This is a genomic window from Kitasatospora humi (assembly GCF_020907985.1).
Lineage (GTDB): Bacteria > Actinomycetota > Actinomycetes > Streptomycetales > Streptomycetaceae > Kitasatospora > Kitasatospora humi.
The window spans coordinates 30,467-46,958 of sequence record NZ_JAJJPA010000031.1; the positions used below are offsets into that span (position 1 = coordinate 30,467).

The 16,492-nt window shown below is 73.6% G+C and carries 10 protein-coding genes; 2 read left to right on the top strand and 8 right to left on the bottom strand.

Going from position 1 to position 16,492, the window contains the following annotated elements:
* Together LN042_RS25105 and LN042_RS25110 are read left to right on the top strand one after the other, a co-directional pair.
* Nucleotides 1-4,206: a glycoside hydrolase family 38 N-terminal domain-containing protein gene (locus LN042_RS25105; protein ID WP_230053609.1), complete on the top strand. Its 4,206-nt coding sequence runs from the start codon at nt 1-3 to the stop codon at nt 4,204-4,206.
* Nucleotides 4,203-4,898 (top strand): DUF7158 domain-containing protein, encoded by a 696-nt coding sequence (locus tag LN042_RS25110; protein WP_230053610.1) that lies wholly within the window; start codon nt 4,203-4,205, stop codon nt 4,896-4,898. Before LN042_RS25105 ends, LN042_RS25110 begins: the two co-directional genes overlap by 4 nt.
* A gap of 102 nt (nt 4,899-5,000) precedes the next feature.
* On the opposite strand, the gene msrA is transcribed toward LN042_RS25110, so the two are convergent.
* The 8 genes from msrA to LN042_RS25150 all read right to left on the bottom strand — a co-directional run bounded on the left by msrA (nt 5,001) and on the right by LN042_RS25150 (nt 16,442).
* On the bottom strand, nt 5,001-5,507 hold the full coding sequence (gene msrA, locus LN042_RS25115; RefSeq protein WP_230053611.1) for a peptide-methionine (S)-S-oxide reductase MsrA: 507 nt from the start codon (nt 5,505-5,507) through the stop codon (nt 5,001-5,003).
* 80 nt (nt 5,508-5,587) lie between these two features.
* On the bottom strand, nt 5,588-7,048 hold the full coding sequence (pntB, locus tag LN042_RS25120; RefSeq protein ID WP_230053612.1) for a Re/Si-specific NAD(P)(+) transhydrogenase subunit beta: 1,461 nt from the start codon (nt 7,046-7,048) through the stop codon (nt 5,588-5,590).
* Nucleotides 7,045-8,625, bottom strand: a complete 1,581-nt coding sequence (locus LN042_RS25125) for a Re/Si-specific NAD(P)(+) transhydrogenase subunit alpha (protein ID WP_230053613.1) — start codon at nt 8,623-8,625, stop codon at nt 7,045-7,047. Before LN042_RS25125 ends, pntB begins: the two co-directional genes overlap by 4 nt.
* A 311-nt stretch (nt 8,626-8,936) precedes the next feature.
* Complete coding sequence (locus LN042_RS25130; RefSeq protein ID WP_230053614.1) at nt 8,937-10,430, bottom strand: leucyl aminopeptidase; 1,494 nt, start codon at nt 10,428-10,430, stop codon at nt 8,937-8,939.
* A complete protein-coding gene (locus LN042_RS25135; RefSeq protein WP_230053615.1) occupies nt 10,394-12,880 on the bottom strand; it encodes a tetratricopeptide repeat protein in 2,487 nt (828 codons plus the stop codon). Before LN042_RS25135 ends, LN042_RS25130 begins: the two co-directional genes overlap by 37 nt.
* Nucleotides 12,881-13,198: 318 nt before the next feature.
* Nucleotides 13,199-14,332 carry an aminotransferase class V-fold PLP-dependent enzyme gene (locus LN042_RS25140; protein ID WP_230053616.1) on the bottom strand — a complete coding sequence of 378 codons (1,134 nt, stop codon included), beginning with the start codon at nt 14,330-14,332 and terminating at the stop codon, nt 13,199-13,201.
* Entirely contained in the window at nt 14,329-15,612 is a 1,284-nt protein-coding gene (locus LN042_RS25145; protein WP_230053617.1) for an MFS transporter, read from the bottom strand. Before LN042_RS25145 ends, LN042_RS25140 begins: the two co-directional genes overlap by 4 nt.
* 125 nt (nt 15,613-15,737) lie before the next feature.
* Nucleotides 15,738-16,442, bottom strand: coding sequence for an AIM24 family protein (locus LN042_RS25150; protein ID WP_230053618.1), 705 nt, complete (start codon nt 16,440-16,442; stop codon nt 15,738-15,740).
* Nucleotides 16,443-16,492 lie beyond the last annotated feature (50 nt).

Below are 16,492 nucleotides of genomic sequence, written 5' to 3' on the forward strand. Positions count from 1 at the left end.
GTGGTCAGAATCACCGCCGTGGAGTCCACCGACCTGTTCGTGGGCACGCAAGCGGACCCGCGCCAGGTACTGCGGGTGGGGTTGACCGGCCGCCGGTCGACCACCGTCACCGTCAGCGGCCCCGGCGTACGCGGCGAGGCGGTCGGCACGGGCACCGTCGAGGTGCCGCTGGAGATCACCGGCGCCGCCCCGGGCACCGAGCTTCCGGTCACCGTCACCGCCCGGCGCTCCCGGGCCGAGGCCACCGTGCTGGTCGCCGAGCCGGGGTGGACCATGTTCCTGGTCTCCCACTTCCACTACGACCCGGTCTGGTGGAACACCCAGGCCGCCTACACCTCCCCGTGGGAGCTGCTCTCCGGCGACGCCACCACCCGGCCGCTCTGGGAGCGCAACGGCTTCGCCCTGGTCGACGCCCACCTGGCGCTCGCCCTGCGCGATCCGGACTACAGGTTCGTGCTGGCCGAGGTCGACTACCTCAAGCCCTACTTCGACCAGCATCCGCACCGCCGCGCCGACCTGCGCCGACTGCTCGCCGAGGGCCGGGTGGAGCTGGTCGGCGGCACCTACAACGAGCCCAACACCAACCTCACCGGCTCCGAGACCACCATCCGCAACCTGGTCCACGGCATCGGCTACCAGCGGGACATCCTCGGCGGCGACCCCCGGACCGCCTGGCAGCTGGACGTGTTCGGCCACGACCCGCAGTTCCCGGGCCTGCTGGCCGCCGCCGGGCTGACCGCCAGCGCCTGGGCCCGCGGCCCGTTCCACCAGTGGGGACCGATCCAGAAGAACTTCCGCGTGGCCAAGGACGACGCCCGGGTGATGCAGTTCCCCAGCGAGTTCGACTGGCTCTCCCCCTCGGGCGACGGGGTGCTCACCCACTACATGCCGCACCACTACTCGGCCGGTTGGTGGATGGACTCCTCCCCCGACCTGGCCACCGCCGAACAGGCCGTCCACCAGCTCTACCAGAAGCTGAAGCCGGTCGGCGCCACCCGGAACCTGCTGCTGCCGGTGGGCACCGACTACACCCCGCCCAACAAGTGGGTCACCGAGATCCACCGCTCCTGGGCGGCCAAGTACGTCTGGCCGCGGTTCGTCTGCGGCACCCCGCGCGACTTCCTGACCGCCGTCCGGGCCGAACTCCGGGCCTCCGGGCGCCGCCCCAGCCCGATCAGCCGGGACATGAACCCGGTCTACACCGGCAAGGACGTCTCCTACATCGACACCAAGCAGGCCCAGCGAGCGGGCGAGGTGGCGGCGCTGGACGCCGAGAAGCTGGCCACCCTGGCGACGCTGCAGAACCTGGGCCGGTACCCGCACGCCGCCCTGGACAAGGTCTGGCGGCACCTGGCCTACGGCGCCCACCACGACGCGATCACCGGCTCCGAGTCGGACCAGGTCTACCTGGACCTGCTCGGCGGCTGGCGGGAGGCGTACGACCTGGCCACCGAGGTCCGCGACCGCTCGCTGGACGCGCTGGTGGGCCGGATCGACACCAGCGGGCACGGGCCGGCCGTGGTGGTGGCGAACACGCTCTCCTTCGACCGCTCCGGGCCGGTCTCGCTCCGGCTCCCCCACGGCCTGACGGACGCCCGAGTCGTCGATGACCACGGCGAGCCGGTGCCCTGCGCGGTGGCCGACGGGGTGCTGCACTTCACCGCCGACCGGGTGCCGTCGCTGGGCTGGCGCACCTGGCGGCTGACTGACGGTATGTCAGATCCGCTCTGGCAGCGGGCCGAAGGTCTGACGGTGACCAACCACCGCTACCGGGTCACCGCCGACCCGGCCCGGGGCGGCGCGCTCTCCAGCGTGTACGACCTGCGGTGCGGACGGGAGGTGCTGCGCGGCGGCCAGGTCGGCAACGAACTGCGGGTCTACCAGGAGTACCCGCAGCACCCCGACTTCGGCGAGGGCCCCTGGCACCTGCTGCCCAAGGGGCCGGGCACCGGCTCCGCGGAGCACGCCGCCACGGTGCACCGGGAGACCGGGCCGCTGGGGGAACGCCTGGTCGCCACCGGTCAGGTGGCGGGCATCGGCTACGAGCAGACCGTCACCCTGTGGCACGGCGCCGACCGGGTGGACTGCCGCACCCGGATCCTCGACCACGCGGCCGCCGACCGCCTGGTCCGGGTGCGCTTCCCGGCCGATCTGCCCGGCGCCCTGCCGATCAGCGAGGTGGCCGACGCCGTGGTCGGGCGCGGTTTCGCGCTGCCTGACGTCGATGTCGCCGAGGCACCCTGGACGCTGGACAACCCGGCCAACACCTGGTTCGGCCTGGGCGCGACGGCACGCGTGCGGCTGTTCTCGCCCGACGGCGGCGAGCTCGGTGAACGCGCCCTGGGTGTGGCGGAGTTGGTGGTCCCCACGCTCGACGAGGCGGCCGACGCCCGGGACTTGGTGGTGGCGCTGGCCCGGGTCGGCGTCACCGCGACCACCGCGAGCGCCGACTGGTCGCGCTACGGCTGGCTGGACGTCGACTCCAACCTGCCGGACTTCCGCATCCTGCTCGGCAGTCCGGAGCGCAACCCGGCCGTCCGCGACCTGCTGACGCGGGTCGGCGAGCCGTACGCGGCACTGCTGGCCGAGCACGGTCGCGTGTGGATTCCGGCCGAGCGGCCGCTGCGGGAGGTCTGGCAGCCCAACGCCGACCTGCGCGACCTGCGGGCGCTGCCGGCGCTGGTGGCCCTGGACGGCAGCGCGCTCGCCGATGACCTGGCTGATGCCGCCGTCTCGGCCGTCTGCCCCGAACGGCTGGACGGGAGCGAGCGGTTGACCGACCACACGGTCGCGCTGCTCAGCCACGGCCTGCCCGGGTTCGCCGTCGACCCGACCGGCGCGCTGCACCTGTCCCTGATGCGCTCCTGCACCGGCTGGCCGTCCGGCGTCTGGCTGGACCCGCCGCGGCGCACCGCTCCGGATGGCAGTGCCTTCCAACTACAGCACTGGACACATGAGTTCAGCTATGCCCTGGTCTCCGGTGACGGCGACTGGCGGTCCCTGGAACTGCCCGCGCAGGGTCAGGAGTTCAACCATCCCCTGTACTCGCGAGTGGCCCCCGCGCAGTCCGGGCCGCTGCCCGCCGAGCTGTCCTGGCTGCGGGTCGAACCTGCCCGCGCGGTACGGCTGGGCGCGCTCAAGCCGTACGGCAACCCGATCGCGCACGGCTCGGGACGGTCCGCCGACGCCACGGACAGGGTGACGCTCCGCCTGCTGGAGTCCACCGGGCTCGGCAGCACCGCCCGTCTCGGGGGTGCTCTCGCGCTGCGCGGGCTGCACACGGCCGATCTGCTGGAGCGTCCGGGAGCGGCGGCGGCCGACGGCACGATCGAGCTGACGGGCGCACGGATCGCCACAGTGGTGGGAGTGGCGACCGCGGCGGGGCCCATGGACGCCCTCGAGGTGCTCGGGCCGGTCGCCGAGCGCGCCCAGCCGGTGCACGCCCGCTACTGGCTGCACAACCGGGGCCCGGCGCCGCTCGGCTACCTCCCCGTCTCGGTCGGCGTCGCCCCCGGGCTGCGCCACACCAACGGTGAACCGGTGGAGCTGACCGCCGTGCTCTCCTCCCAGCTGCGCGACACCGAGGTGACGGGCGCCCTCGACGTGCTGGTGCCGGACCGCTGGCAGGTGTCCGTCCGCCGCCGCCCCTACCGTCTGGACGTCGACGGCCACCTGCGGCTGCCGATCACCGTCACCCCGGCCCACCGTGCGGAGCCCGGCCTGTACTTCGTGGCCGTGCGCACCGAGCACGACGGTCAGCTGATCGAGGACGTCGCCACGGTCGCGGTCGGCAAGGTGCCGGACGGCCAACTCCCGGTGGCCGGGAAGCCGATGGACGAGGGACGGCAGACCCAGGGCACCAAGGCCGGCAAGGCCCGGGACACCGGGCTGTCCGTCGACGTCACCTCGACCAGCGTTCGGGCCGCGCCCGGTGGCACCACGGCGATCGAGCTGCGACTGGCCAACCGCACCCGCGGTGAGATCCGCGGTGAAGTGCAACTGGTGTCGCCCTGGGGCAGTTGGGAGCTGATCGCCGAACCGGTGCGGGGCTTCACGGTCGCGCCCGGGGAGCTGGCCGCGGTCGCCTTCGAGGTGGCCGTGCCCGCCGATGCCAGGCCGGGTCACTGCTGGGCGGTGGCCAAGGTGATGTGGTTCGGCCGCTGCCAGTACGCGCCGACCGTCGAGCTGCGGGTGGTGGCGCCGTGACGCACACCCGTGAACCGCTGCTCGGCCTGCTGGACGGCCGCCCGCTGCCGCGCACCGAACTGGACGTCCGGCTCGCCGCCATGCGCGCCGGCCCGCGCTCCTCGGCACTCCCCGCCCCGGGCAGCCGGCAGGACCGCCAGCTCACCCGCTGGGTGGCCCAGGTGCTGCTGACCCAGGAGCTGTGCGCCGCCGAGGCCGCCGCCCGGGGCCTGGACTGCGCGGCCGCGCCACCGGTGCGTCTGGAGCAGCGGGCCGCCGTGGAGCTGGGCTCGATCACGGCGGCCGCCTTCGAGGGCAGCGCCGCCGTCCGGGCGGTCTATGCGGCGGTCACGGCGGACGTCGAGGTCACCGATCGGCCGCCGGCTGCCGACCCACCGCCGCCCGAGTGGCAACTGAGCACCCCGGACGGCGACTTCACCGCCGACCCGGCCACCCTCCCCAGCGCCCTGGCCGACGCCCTGCGCGTAGCCGGCCCTAACTGCCCGGTGACGGCGGGTGGCTGGACCGCCACCCTGCTCGGCCCCGCGCCCGCCGAGCCCGCCACCGACCCGTCGACCGAACTCCTGGACTGCGCCCGCCGGACCGCCTTCGTCTGCTGGCTCGACCAGGCCCGCGCCGACCGCCTCACCCTCGTGCCCGGCCTGGAGCACCCGGGCGACCCTGGCCAGCCCGACTACGACCACCGGCACTGAGACGCCGCCGACCCGTCCGGCGGCCCGGACGGGGTTCTGGCCCACCGCCCGGTCGCCGCGGCGGCCGGGCGGCGTTGTCGCGTCAGCCCTCGGCCCGGCGCGTCAGCCCTCGGCCCGGCGCGGCAGCTTCCAGCCGGGGCGGGGAAAGTGGCAGGTGTAGCCGTTGGGGAACTTCTGCAGGTAGTCCTGGTGCTCCGGCTCGGCCTCCCAGAAGTCGCCGGCGGGGCTGACCTCGGTGACGACCTTGCCCGGCCACAGGCCCGAGGCGTCGACGTCGGCGATGGTGTCCTCCGCCGTCCTCTTCTGCTCGTCGGATGTGTAGAAGATGGCGGAGCGGTAGCTGGTGCCGATGTCGTTGCCCTGCCGGTTCCTGGTGCTGGGGTCGTGGATCTGGAAGAAGAACTCCAGCAGCGCCCGGTAGTCCGTCCGGGCCGGGTCGTACCGGACTTCGATGGCCTCGGCGTGGCCGTCGTGGTTGCGGTAGGTGGCGTTGGGCACGTCGCCGCCCGTGTAGCCCACCCGGGTGGACACCACACCGGGCTGCCGGCGGAAGAGCTCCTCCATGCCCCAGAAACAGCCGCCGGCGAGGATCGCCTTCTCGATGGCCATGGTCTCTTCCCTTCCGGTGGACTGCCTCGGTACGACCCTACAGGGCGGGCCGCACCGGAGGGCAGCCCCGGGGCCTCGGCTCAGCCGGCGGCGGCCGTCTGGTGGGCCGCCGGGTCGGACGCGCCCCCGCCGCCGCCCAGGGCCTGGAGGATCTCCTCCACGCTCTGCTTCGCGTCGCCGAAGAGCATGCTGCTGTTCTCCCGGAAGAACAGCGGGTTCTGGACTCCCGCGTAGCCGGAGGCCATCGAGCGCTTGAAGACGACGACGTGCTCCGCCTCCCAGACCCGCAGCACCGGCATGCCGGCGATCGGGCTGGCCGGGTCCTCGGTGGCGGCGGGGTTGACGGTGTCGTTGGCCCCGATGACGAGCACCACCGACGTGCCGGCGAAGTCGTCGTTGATCTCGTCCATCTCCAGGACGATGTCGTAGGGCACCTTCGCCTCGGCCAGCAGCACGTTCATGTGCCCGGGCAGCCGGCCGGCGACCGGGTGGACGCCGAAGCGGACCTCGACGCCGCGTCCGCGCAGCCGCCGGGTGAGCTCCGCGACCGGGTGCTGGGCCTGCGCCACCGCCATGCCGTAGCCCGGGGTGATCACCACCGACCTGGCCCGGGCGAGCAGTTCGGCCACCTCCCCGGCGCGGACCTCGCGGTGCTCGCCCTGCTCCTCGTCCCCGCTCGACGGGGCTTCGATGCCGAAGCCGCCCGCGATGACCGAGAGGAAGGAGCGGTTCATCGCCTTGCACATGATGTACGACAGGTAGGCACCCGAGGAGCCGACCAGCGCGCCGGTGACGATCAGCAGGTTGTTGTCGAGCAGGAATCCGGCGGCCGCCGCCGCCCAACCGGAGTAACTGTTGAGCATGGAGACGACCACGGGCATGTCACCGCCGCCGATCGAGGCGACCAGGTGCCAGCCCAACGCGAGCGCGAGCACCGTGACCGCGGTCATCAGGGCGAGGTCCGGGCTGACGGTGAACCAGACCGTCAGCACCGCGAACGCGCCGAGCGCACCGAGGTTGAGTGCGTTCTTGCCGGGCAGCGTCAGCGGGCGCGAGGCGATCCGGCCGGACAGCTTGAGGAAGGCGACGATGGACCCGGTGAAGGTGACCGCGCCGATGAAGATCCCGATGAACACCTCGGCGTGGTGGATGCCCAGCAGGTCTGTGCCGATCCGGGTCTGCGCCGAACCGTGCGACTCGACCTCCAGGTAGCTGTTCCAGCCGACCAGCACCGCGGCCAGGCCGACGAAACTGTGCAGTACGGCAATGAGTTCGGGCATCTGGGTCATCTCGACCCGCCGCGCCCGCCACAGGCCGATCGCGCCGCCCAGCGCCATCGCGACGACGATCAGGGCGACCGCTCCGGCCGTGATGCTCTGCGCCGCCAGCACCACGGTGGCGACCAGCGCGAGGGCCATGCCGGCGATGCCGTAGCCGACGCCGGCGCGGGAGGTGCGGTGCTGGGACAGCCCGGCCAGGCTGAGGATGAACAGCAGGGCGGCCACCAGGTCGGCGGCGTGCGAAGCTGTGATCGAAGTCATCGGGGCTCAGCGCCTTTCGGGGACGTCGAGAACATCGACAGCATGCGGCGGGTGACGGCGAAGCCGCCGAAGATGTTCACGCTCGTCAGCAGGATCGCCGCGCAGGACAGCACGGTCACGACCACGCTCTCGTGCCCGATCTGCAGCAGGGCGCCGATCACCACGATCCCCGAGATCGCGTTGGTCACCGACATCAGCGGAGTGTGCAGGGCGTGGTGGACCTTGCCGATGACGTAGTGGCCGATCACCACGGCGAGCGCGAACACCGTGAAGTTCTCCGCGAGTTGGGCCGGGGCGAAGCCGACGACGGCGAACATCGCGGCCAGGCCCGCGCCGATCAGGCCGAACCGGGCGGCCGGGGAGAGCCGGGACGGTTTCGGCGCCACGACCGGTGGCGCGGTGGCGGGTGGCGCGGCGGGGGCGGCCGACACGGCCACCGGCGGTGGCGGCCAGGTGACCTCCCCGGCCCGCACCACGGTCACCGCGCGCTGGACCACGTCGTCGAAGTCGAGGACCAGCCGGCCGTCCCTGCCCGGTGTCAGCAGTTTCAGCAGGTTCACCAGGTTGGTGCCGAACAGCTGCGAGGCCTGGGCGGGCAGCCGGGCGGCGAGGTCGGTGTAGCCGATGATGGTGACGCCGTTGTCGGTGACCACCGCTCGTCCCGGTACGGTGCCCTCGACGTTGCCGCCCTGGCCCGCCGCCATGTCGACGATCACGCTGCCGGGCTTCATCACCGCCACGTCCTCGGCGGTGAGCAGGCGCGGGGCGGGGCGGCCGGGGATCAGCGCGGTGGTGACGACGATGTCCACGTCCCCGGCCTGCTCGTGGTAGAGCTCGGCGGCCGCCCGGTCGTAGTCGGCCGTGGTGGCCTTGGCGTAGCCGTCGGCACTGGCCTCCTGCGCGATGTCGACGGCCAGGTACTCGCCGCCCAATGACCGTACCTGGTCGGCCACTTCGGGCCGCGGATCGGTCGCGCGGACGATCGCGCCCAGGCTGGAGGCGGCGCCGATGGCGGCGAGCCCGGCCACACCGGCGCCGGCCACCAGGACCTTCGCCGGGGGAACCTTGCCCGCGGCCGTCACCTGGCCGGTGAAGAAGCGCCCGAACACGTGGGCCGCCTCGATCACCGCCCGGTAGCCGGCGATGTTCGCCATCGAGCTGAGCACGTCCATCGACTGCGCCCGCGAGATCCGCGGCACCGCGTCCAACGCCAGGGCCGTGAGCGGGCGGGCCGCCAGCGCCTCCAGGAGTTCGGGCCGCTGTGCCGGGGCGAGCAGGCCGACCACGGTCGCGCCGTCGCTCAGCCGGGCGATCTCCCCGGCCGACGGCGCGTTGACCTTCAGGACGGTGTCGGCCGCCCAGGCGTCGCCGATGGTCGCGCCCGCCTCGACGTAGGCCGCGTCGGTGAAGCCGGAGGCCGAGCCGGCGTCGGACTCGACGACGACCTCGTAGCCGAGGGCGAGCAGCCCGCGCACGGTCGACGGGGTGGCCGCGACCCGGGTCTCACCCGGGGCGGACTCGGCGACCACGCCGATGCGCTGCGGGGATTTGTGGTGTGCAGAGCCGTGTGCAGACATCTCTCGTGGCTCACTCTCGTCGCAGGAGCTGTTGACAGGAATCCGCGATCGGGGAGAGAGCTCCCCTTGGCCGCAGGAACCTACACGTCCGGGCGCGGCGGGCGCAGGGGTCTGAACCGTGACGTGTTTCACCTCGACGCGGGCCGGCTCGGCGGGTTTGAGCCTCCTTTGCTGACGTTCCGTCAGCTCAGTTCACCACGGTGGGCCCGGTGGGGCCGGGTCGGCTCACCGCGCCGGCCGTGAGCAGCTCGATCAACGTGCCGGCCTGGTGGGGCCGGGTCGGCTCACCGCGCCGGCCGTGAGCAGCTCGATCAACGTGCCGGCCCGGTGGGGCCGGGTCGGCTCATCGCGCCGGCCGTGAGCAGCTCGATCAACGTGCGCACCCCGAAGCCGGTGCCGCCCGCGACCCATTCGCCGTCGTCCGCGTCGCACAGGGCCGTGCCCTGGATGTCCAGGTGCGCCCAGGGCAGGCCGGGCGGGATGAACTCGCGCAGGAAAAGGCCGGCGAGCAGCGCGGTGCCGTGCCGGGTGCCGAGCGTGTAGTTGACCAGGTCAGCGACCTTGGAGCGGAGCTGCGGCCGGTAGGCGTCCGGCAGCGGGAGCGGCCAGAGCGGCTCGCCGGCCCGGGTGGCGGCGGCTCGCAGGCGGTCCAGCAGGGGCTCGTCGGTGCCCATCAGCGCGCCGATCCGACGGCCGAGCGCGATGGCGGCCGCGTCCGTCAGGGTGGCCAGGTCGATGATCGCATCGGGTGCGCTCTCGGCGGCCAGGACCAGGGCGTCGGCCATGATCAGCCGCCCTTCGGCGTCCGCGTGGCAGACCTCCACCGTGGTGCCGTCACGCACCACCAGCACGTCGCCGATCCGAATCGGATCGCCGTTCGGCATGTTCTCGGTCAGCGGCAGCCAGGCGTCGACCGCCACTTCGCAGCCCAGTGCGCCGAGCGCCGACATCGCGCCCAGGACGGCCGCCGCACCCGCCATGTCGGCCTTCATCCCCGCCAGGTGCGCATTGGGCTTCAGCGAGAGCCCGCCGGCGTCGAAGGTGACGCCCTTGCCGACCAGGGCGATCCGCCGGCTCCACCGGTCCGGCCGGTAGCCGAGCCGCACCAGCCGCGGCTCCACCAGCGAACCGCGGCTGACCCCCAGCAGCCCGCCCAGCTTCTCGGCGGCGATCCGCTCCGCGTCCCAGACCTCGCAGCTGAGGCCGGCCCGCCCGGCAACGACGGTCGCCCGCTCGGCGAAGGCCTGCGGGGTCAGTGCCTCACCGGGTTCGTTGACCAGGTCGCGGGCCAGCAGGACCGCCTCGCCCACCCGGCGGCCCTCGGTCACGGCGCGCCGCGCCCCGGCGCTGTCCGGGGTGAGCAGGTCGATCCACTGGTGGAGCGGGGTCTCGGTGGTGCCGCGGGACCGGCTGCTGCGGTACCGGTCGAACTGGTAGCCGCCGAGGAGGTAGCCCTCCACCAGCTGCCGGAGATGGTCTCCGGGTGGCTGGACCGCCAGGCGTCGGTACGGTCGGACGGCCCGGGCCAGCACGGCCGCGGCCGTCCTGACGGCCGCGGAGCCCGCGGGTCCGGCCTCCCGCGGCCCCACCCCGAGCAGCACCGTCACCGGGTCGCCGGGCAGCTGCAGCACCTGCCCGACCTCGCCGGCGAAGCCCGTCGCCGACAGGTACGCCGCCGACAGCCCCTGCGCCGGCTCGCCCGCCCACACCGGCCGCACCACGGCCTCGACGTCGTCCGCCGGCTCCCTCCGCAGGCCCCAACCGACCGTCACGGCTGCCGCCCCGCGCGCCGCTCGGCCCCCCATGCCTCCAGCTCCGCCAGGTAGCCGCGGGCCAGTTCGCCCATCCCGCCGGCATCGCCGACCTCCGCCCACCCGCGCGCGGCCGAGATCGCGAACGGGTCCAGCCGGAGTGCCTGCAGGTAGCAGTCCTCGGCGAGCACCGGCGCATCCGCCCGGCGCAGGCACTCGGCCGCGGACGCGTACCCGAGCGCGGTGGAGACCGGGCCGAGCCGGGCGGTGCGCAGGTAGCTGTCCGCCGCCTCGCGGGGCCGCCCGCGCCGCAGCAGGCTCTCCGCGACCTCGATGTGCGTCTTGGGCTCGTAGGGGTCGAGCTCCAGCGCCTCGGCGACCAGCCGGTCGCCCTGCTCGTCCTCGCCGAAGGCGTAGCACTCCTTGGAGCGGCTCTCCACGCAGGCCCGCAGGTTCTCGCGCTTCAGGAACTCCTGGTAGGGCCCCTCGGCCGGCACCCGCCGGGCCGACTCCTCCGCCCGGTCCATGTCGTCGGCCAGCCATGCCCGGTCCTTGCGCAGGAACGGCACGAAGCTGACGCTGCGGTAGAACCGGCTCTCCATCATCGTCTTCTCGAACGGCGAGTAGCCGGGATCGGCCAGCAGCTCGGCCAGCGCGGCGGCCCCGATCTGCCGCCACCGCTCGGCCTGCGCGACCGACTTGGTCTCGCGGGCGTGGAACACCACCGCGAACACGGCGATCACGAACCGCAGCTGGGTGGGGCAGGCGGGATGGTCGGCGATCGCGAAGGAGGTCTCCGGGGCGGCCACGCCCGTCCCCACAGCGGCCACGTAGCGGACCACGTCACGCCAGTGGTGCAGGCGCAGTTCGGCCGCGGTGCGCAGCTGGTCGGCCGGGCGGGCCGGGATCAACTCCAGGACCAGCCGGGCGAATCCGATCCGGTAGAGCACCACCCCGACCTGGTGCTGCTGTTCGGTGCCCAGCTGCTCGAAGTCGGCGACCCAGTCGCACAGTTGCTCCCAGCGCGGGGTGCGCAGGTGTTCCGGCAGGTCGGCCGGGTGGGCCACGGCGAACTCGGTGAGGCCGGACTCGCGGATCAGGTTGCCCCGGAAGGCCGGTGGCATCAGCCGCTGCCAGTTCACCTCGGGGCGCTCGCCGCGCTCGGCGAACTCGTAGGCCAGCGTCGGCAGTTTGGCATAGAGGCCGGGCGACTCGGAGTCGCCGAGGTTGAAGTAGGCGGCGTACATCCGGTAGTGCCAGTTGTTGGCGTACGGCCGCTGTGGGTCGCGGGTGGCCGTGCGCTCCACCAGTTCGGCGAGGGCCTGGTCGCCGTCCTGCCGGCAGGCTGCCAGCAGGGCGTCCCGGGTGGCGCGGGCCCGCGGCGCGGCGCGGAACGCCCGTTCGTCCAGCACCCGGGCGAACTCCCGGTGGCCGAGGGTGCGGGCGCAGGCGGCGGCCCGCAGCAGGGCGAAGGCGGTGCCGAACGGGCCGAGTCGGGCGGCGTGCAGGTAGCCGGCGAGCGCGGCCTCGTGCTCGCCCACCCGCTCATGGGCCTGCGCGGCCTGCATCCGGATCTTGACGTCCCACGGGTCGAGCGCCAACCCCTCGGCGAGGGCTTCCTGTTCGGCCGGCCCGTCGGCGAGCCGGACCGCGATCTCCAGCGAGCGGTCGAGCAGCCGGCGGCGGGTCTCCAGCAGGACCAGCTCGTCGTCCTGGTCCGGCGCGGTCAGCCCGGCCACCTCCTGCCGGACGGTGGCCAGCAGTGCCCGGGCACCGGCGAAGTCCTGGTGCCGCTCGGCGGCCATCACCTCGCGCAGCGCCAACCGGGCGGTCAGCACGGTGTGTTCGAAGGTGGTGAGCTCGCCCTCGATCTCCTTCAGCAGACCGCGGGCCCGGTCGAGCAGCAGCGGCGCGGCCGAGTCGTCACCGGCGTGCCTGGCCAGCAGGTAGCCCCAGCCGGCCAGCGCCTGGACGTGGGCGACGGTGGGCGACGGCCGGTCCACCAGCGGACGGTAGGCGGCCGCGGTCCGCTCGGAGAGCCCCTCGGCGGCGAACAGCGCCACCGCCCGGGCCGCCTGCAGGCCCGCCGCCACCGGGTCCTGGCAGTCGGCCGGGTCGAGGTCGGCCGGCAGCACGTCCTCGAAGACGGCCGCGGGCAGGCAGGCGGCGACCAGCCAGTGCGCCAGGCCCGCCCGGTCCACCAGGTCCAGCTCGGTGTGCCGCCGGTGGGCCGCGGCCATCCGCCGCCAGGCGGGGGAGGCCAGTTCCTCGGGCAGGTCGGTCGGCCGGGCGGCCCGGTACGCCGCCAGCCGGGACTCCTCCACCAGCAGCCGCCGGTAGCTCGCGGGCATGGTCATGCCGAATCGCAGCGCGGTGGGAGCACGCCGCTCGAAACGCCGGGCGGCCAGTACCGGAGAACGCGCCTGAATGACCGTCGCCGGCGACTCGGCGCCGTCGAAATACGGTCGGTGCACCTCGAAGGTGAGCCAGCTGGGCGCGTTCACCCCGACTATTCCGCGACTGAATTCCCACCGGTTCACGTGCTGTTCCACCCGCCCTTCGGACCGCCCTTCGAAAATGGCCGGCATGCCCTGCGGCCGGGGACCGGGGGCAGGGCATGCCGGTGAATCGCCGAGATCAGGCGGCGTCGTCGACCAGGCAGGTCCAGCAGTCCGCGGCACCGGTGGTGATCTCGACCTCGTCCGCCAGGGACTCCCAGCTCTCGTAAGCCATTTCGCAACCCCTTTCAGCCAGCTAGCCGGTTCTCGGAAGTGAACCGGCGATCGGTTGAGAGAAATTCTCGAGGCGGTTGCACAGGGCCGTCAAGACGTCTGCACACCCAATCCCGACAGAAATACCTCGACTTCTTCATCGGTCGTCCAGAAATGCGGGGAAACCCGGACCAACCCATCCGGAACCGATACCTGGATTCCCGCCGAGGCCAACTCCCCGGCGATGCGTGCACCCGTCTTCTCCGGGCTGCTGAAGCTGACGATCCCGGAGTGCCCCCCGCGCCGGTCGGGAATCGCCAGGTGGTGTCCCAGGGCGCTGATCCCGGCCCGCAGCCGGTCGCCCAGGGCGAGCACCCGGTCGGCGACCGCGCCGATCCCGACCGCCTCCAGCTCGGCCAGCGCCTCGGCCAGACCGACCATCCCGAGCAGGTCGTACATCCCGCCCTCGACCCGGGCGGCGGTGGCCCGCTGCGGCCGGTCGTAGCGCAGCCCGCCCGGGTGGCCCCGGGTCACCTCGGCCGCCTCCTCGTAGCCGAACCAGCCGCTGGGAACCGTGCGCAGCGACTCCAGCCGGGCGGCCCGGCAGAAGAACACCCCGGTGCCCGGCGGGCCGCCCAGCCACTTGTGCGCGCCCGCCGCCAGGAAGTCCACCGGTGTCCGGGCCAGCGAGAGCGGCAGCACGCCCAGGCTCTGCACCGCGTCCACGCAGACCAGTGCCCCCGCCTCGGCGGCCAGTTCGCAGATCCGGTCCAGGTCGCAGCGGAAACCGGTGGCGAAGTTGACGTGGCTGACGGCGATCAACCGGGTACCCGGGAGCACCGCCGCGGCGACGTCCGCCATCCGGTAGCCGCCCTGGCGCATCGGCACCCAGGACAGTTCGACGCCGCGCCGCCGCAGCCGCTGCCAGGGCCGGACGTTCGCCGGGAAGTCTCGGTCGAACAGCACCACCCGGTCCCCCGGGCGCCAGTCCAGGCCGTCCGCGACCAGGTGGATGCCGGTGGAGGTGTTGGGCACCAGCGCGATCTCCTCCGGCGTGCAGTCGAGCAGCCGGGCGAAGGACCGCCGCGACGCGGTGCGTGCCCCGAAGACGCGGCCGACCTCGGTGCTGCCGTGCGGCAGCACCTCCTCCAGGGCCGTCCGCATCGCGGCGACGGCCCCCGGGCGGAGCCGGCCCAGCCCCGCGTGGTCGAGGTAGGCGCGCGGGCCGGCGGGCTCACCCGTCATCGGGCCGTTCCCTTCGCGATCTCCGCCACCGGGGCCGGCCCCGGTCCGGCGGAACGGATCGACCGGGCCGCGCCGACCGCCATCCAGCCGGCCACCAGCAGCGGCAGGCCGTGCAGCAGCAGCACCCACGGCGCGAGCCGGTCCGGTCGCAGCACGAGGCTGGTGACGAGCAGTCCGGCCATGAAGCCCGCGTTCACCGCCATCTGCGACAGCCCGAACGCCCTTCCGCGCCGCTCGTCGGGCAGCCGCTGCAGCGACTGCTTGTAGGTGATCTCGCTCAGCGAGTCGCCCAGCCCGGCCAGCCCGGCCGCCAGCAGCCGCGGCCACCAACCGTCCAGCCAGAAGACGCCGATGAAGCCCAGTGACATCACCATGGTGGCCAGGCAGTACACCAGGGCGCCCGCCCGCTCCAGCAGCCGCCGCGCCAGCGGCCGCAGCACGAAGCTGCCCAGCAGCAGCCCGGCCGCCCAACTGCCCCACACCACGCCGGAGACCACCGCCGGCTCGGTCGGCCGCAGCAGCGTGCCCAGCATCGGCAGCCCCACGTGCTGGGACGAACTGCCGAAGGCGTCCAGCACCCGCAGCACCACCAGACCCGCCAGCCCCGCGCCCACCAGCACCGGCCAGGCCCCGGCGCGCTCCCGCTCCCGCGCCCCGGACGCCCGCCCGCCCGGCTCCCGCATGCGCAGCCGGAGCACCAGCAGCACCAGTGCGGAGAGCAGGTAGCTGCTCGCGTCCAGCCCGAAGACCCCGCGGTAGCCGATGGCCGGAGCCAGCACGGCGGCCAGCCCCATCCCGAGCATGAAGGCGACCCCCTTGAGGCCGGCGAGCGCACTGTTCACGGCCTGGGTGCGTGCCCCGGCCAGCACCGGGGTCGCGGCGGACATCGTCGCCTCGAACACCGAGCGTCCGGCGCCCACCAGCACCACCGCCGGGTACAGCCACCAGCGCTGCACGGCGGCGGGCAGCACGGCCAGTAGCGCCAGCATCAGCGCCCGCACGAGGTCCGCGCCGATCATCACCCGCCGCCGGTCCCAGCGGTCCCCGTACCGGTGCCCGAGCCGCCCGCCGCCGATCGCGCCCGCGTACAGGGCCACGCTCACCAACCCGGTGGCCACCCCCGAGCGGGTCCGCTCCCAGATGAAGACCGAGAGGCAGATGAAGTCGAGGGCGTAGCCGATGTCCGACACCGTCTTGGCGGTGAGGAAGACCGCCAGCTGCCGCGGACCCGCCGGCGCCGCTCCCTCCGCCACCCTCGCACCGGTCACCATGGCGCCCATGACGTGCCCGCCCCCCGCCTGTCGGATCCCGTGATGATCCCGCACCGCCGACAGGACGAACAAGAGTCCGACACAGGGGAATTCCGGTCGCCACCCGCCCCCAGAGCCTCGGGGCCCCCGAAGAACTACCTCGCACCCTCCCGGGGCAGGTAGGGCTCCAGGGCGTGCGCCAGGTTGGGCAGCGGCATGCTCTGCAGCCAGATCTGCCCCGGTCCGGTGAGCGCGACCAGGTGGTAGCCGTCGCCCCCGAAGATCTTGTTGGCGATGCCGGGCACCCGGGTGATGCCGAACTGCACCTGCTCCTCGAACATTCCGACATGTCCGGGGTGGACCAGCATGGTCTGCCCGGGGCCCAGGGTGTACTGGCTGAGCTCGCCGGAGAGCTCGATCCAGGCCCGCCCCTGGCCCTCGAGGCGCTGCAGCACGAAGCCGTCGCCACCCCACAGCCCGCCGCGGAAGGACTGCTGCAGGGCAATGGTCGGCGTGATGCCCGGGGTGCCGCAGATCCACCCGTGCCGGTGCACCAAGACTCCGCGCCCGGGCGCCACGTCCACCGGGACGATGTGCCCGGGCACCTTGGCCGCGAACGCCACCAGCCCGGCACTGCCCTCCGCCTGGTAGCGCGTCAGGAACAGTCCACCGCCGCCGACCGCCCGCATCAACGTCCCCATCAGCCCGCCACCGCGCGGCCCGCCGGTGCTGGTGGTCTGCGACATCTGCACGTTGGCGGTCATCCACGACAGCTCGCCGTGCGCCGAGACCACCTGCTCCCCCGGGCCGAGCTGGATCTCCAGCACCGGCATGGTGGTGCCCTTGACGTCCGCCTGCATCCCGTCCCCCCTTGCTGCCGGCCCGGCGCCGGCCTGCGCTTCCGCGGCCT

What these genes read in the sequence shown, in the direction of transcription:
- msrA (WP_230053611.1), bottom strand. Translation starts at nt 5,507, where the DNA reads ATGGCCATCGAGAAGGCGATCCTCGCCGGCGGCTGTTTCTGGGGCATG.
- pntB (WP_230053612.1), bottom strand. Translation starts at nt 7,048, where the DNA reads ATGACTTCGATCACAGCTTCGCACGCCGCCGACCTGGTGGCCGCCCTG.
- LN042_RS25125 (WP_230053613.1), bottom strand. Translation starts at nt 8,625, where the DNA reads ATGTCTGCACACGGCTCTGCACACCACAAATCCCCGCAGCGCATCGGC.
- LN042_RS25130 (WP_230053614.1), bottom strand. Translation starts at nt 10,430, where the DNA reads ATGGGGGGCCGAGCGGCGCGCGGGGCGGCAGCCGTGACGGTCGGTTGG.
- LN042_RS25140 (WP_230053616.1), bottom strand. Translation starts at nt 14,332, where the DNA reads ATGACGGGTGAGCCCGCCGGCCCGCGCGCCTACCTCGACCACGCGGGG.
- LN042_RS25145 (WP_230053617.1), bottom strand. Translation starts at nt 15,612, where the DNA reads ATGGGCGCCATGGTGACCGGTGCGAGGGTGGCGGAGGGAGCGGCGCCG.
- LN042_RS25150 (WP_230053618.1), bottom strand. Translation starts at nt 16,442, where the DNA reads ATGCAGGCGGACGTCAAGGGCACCACCATGCCGGTGCTGGAGATCCAG.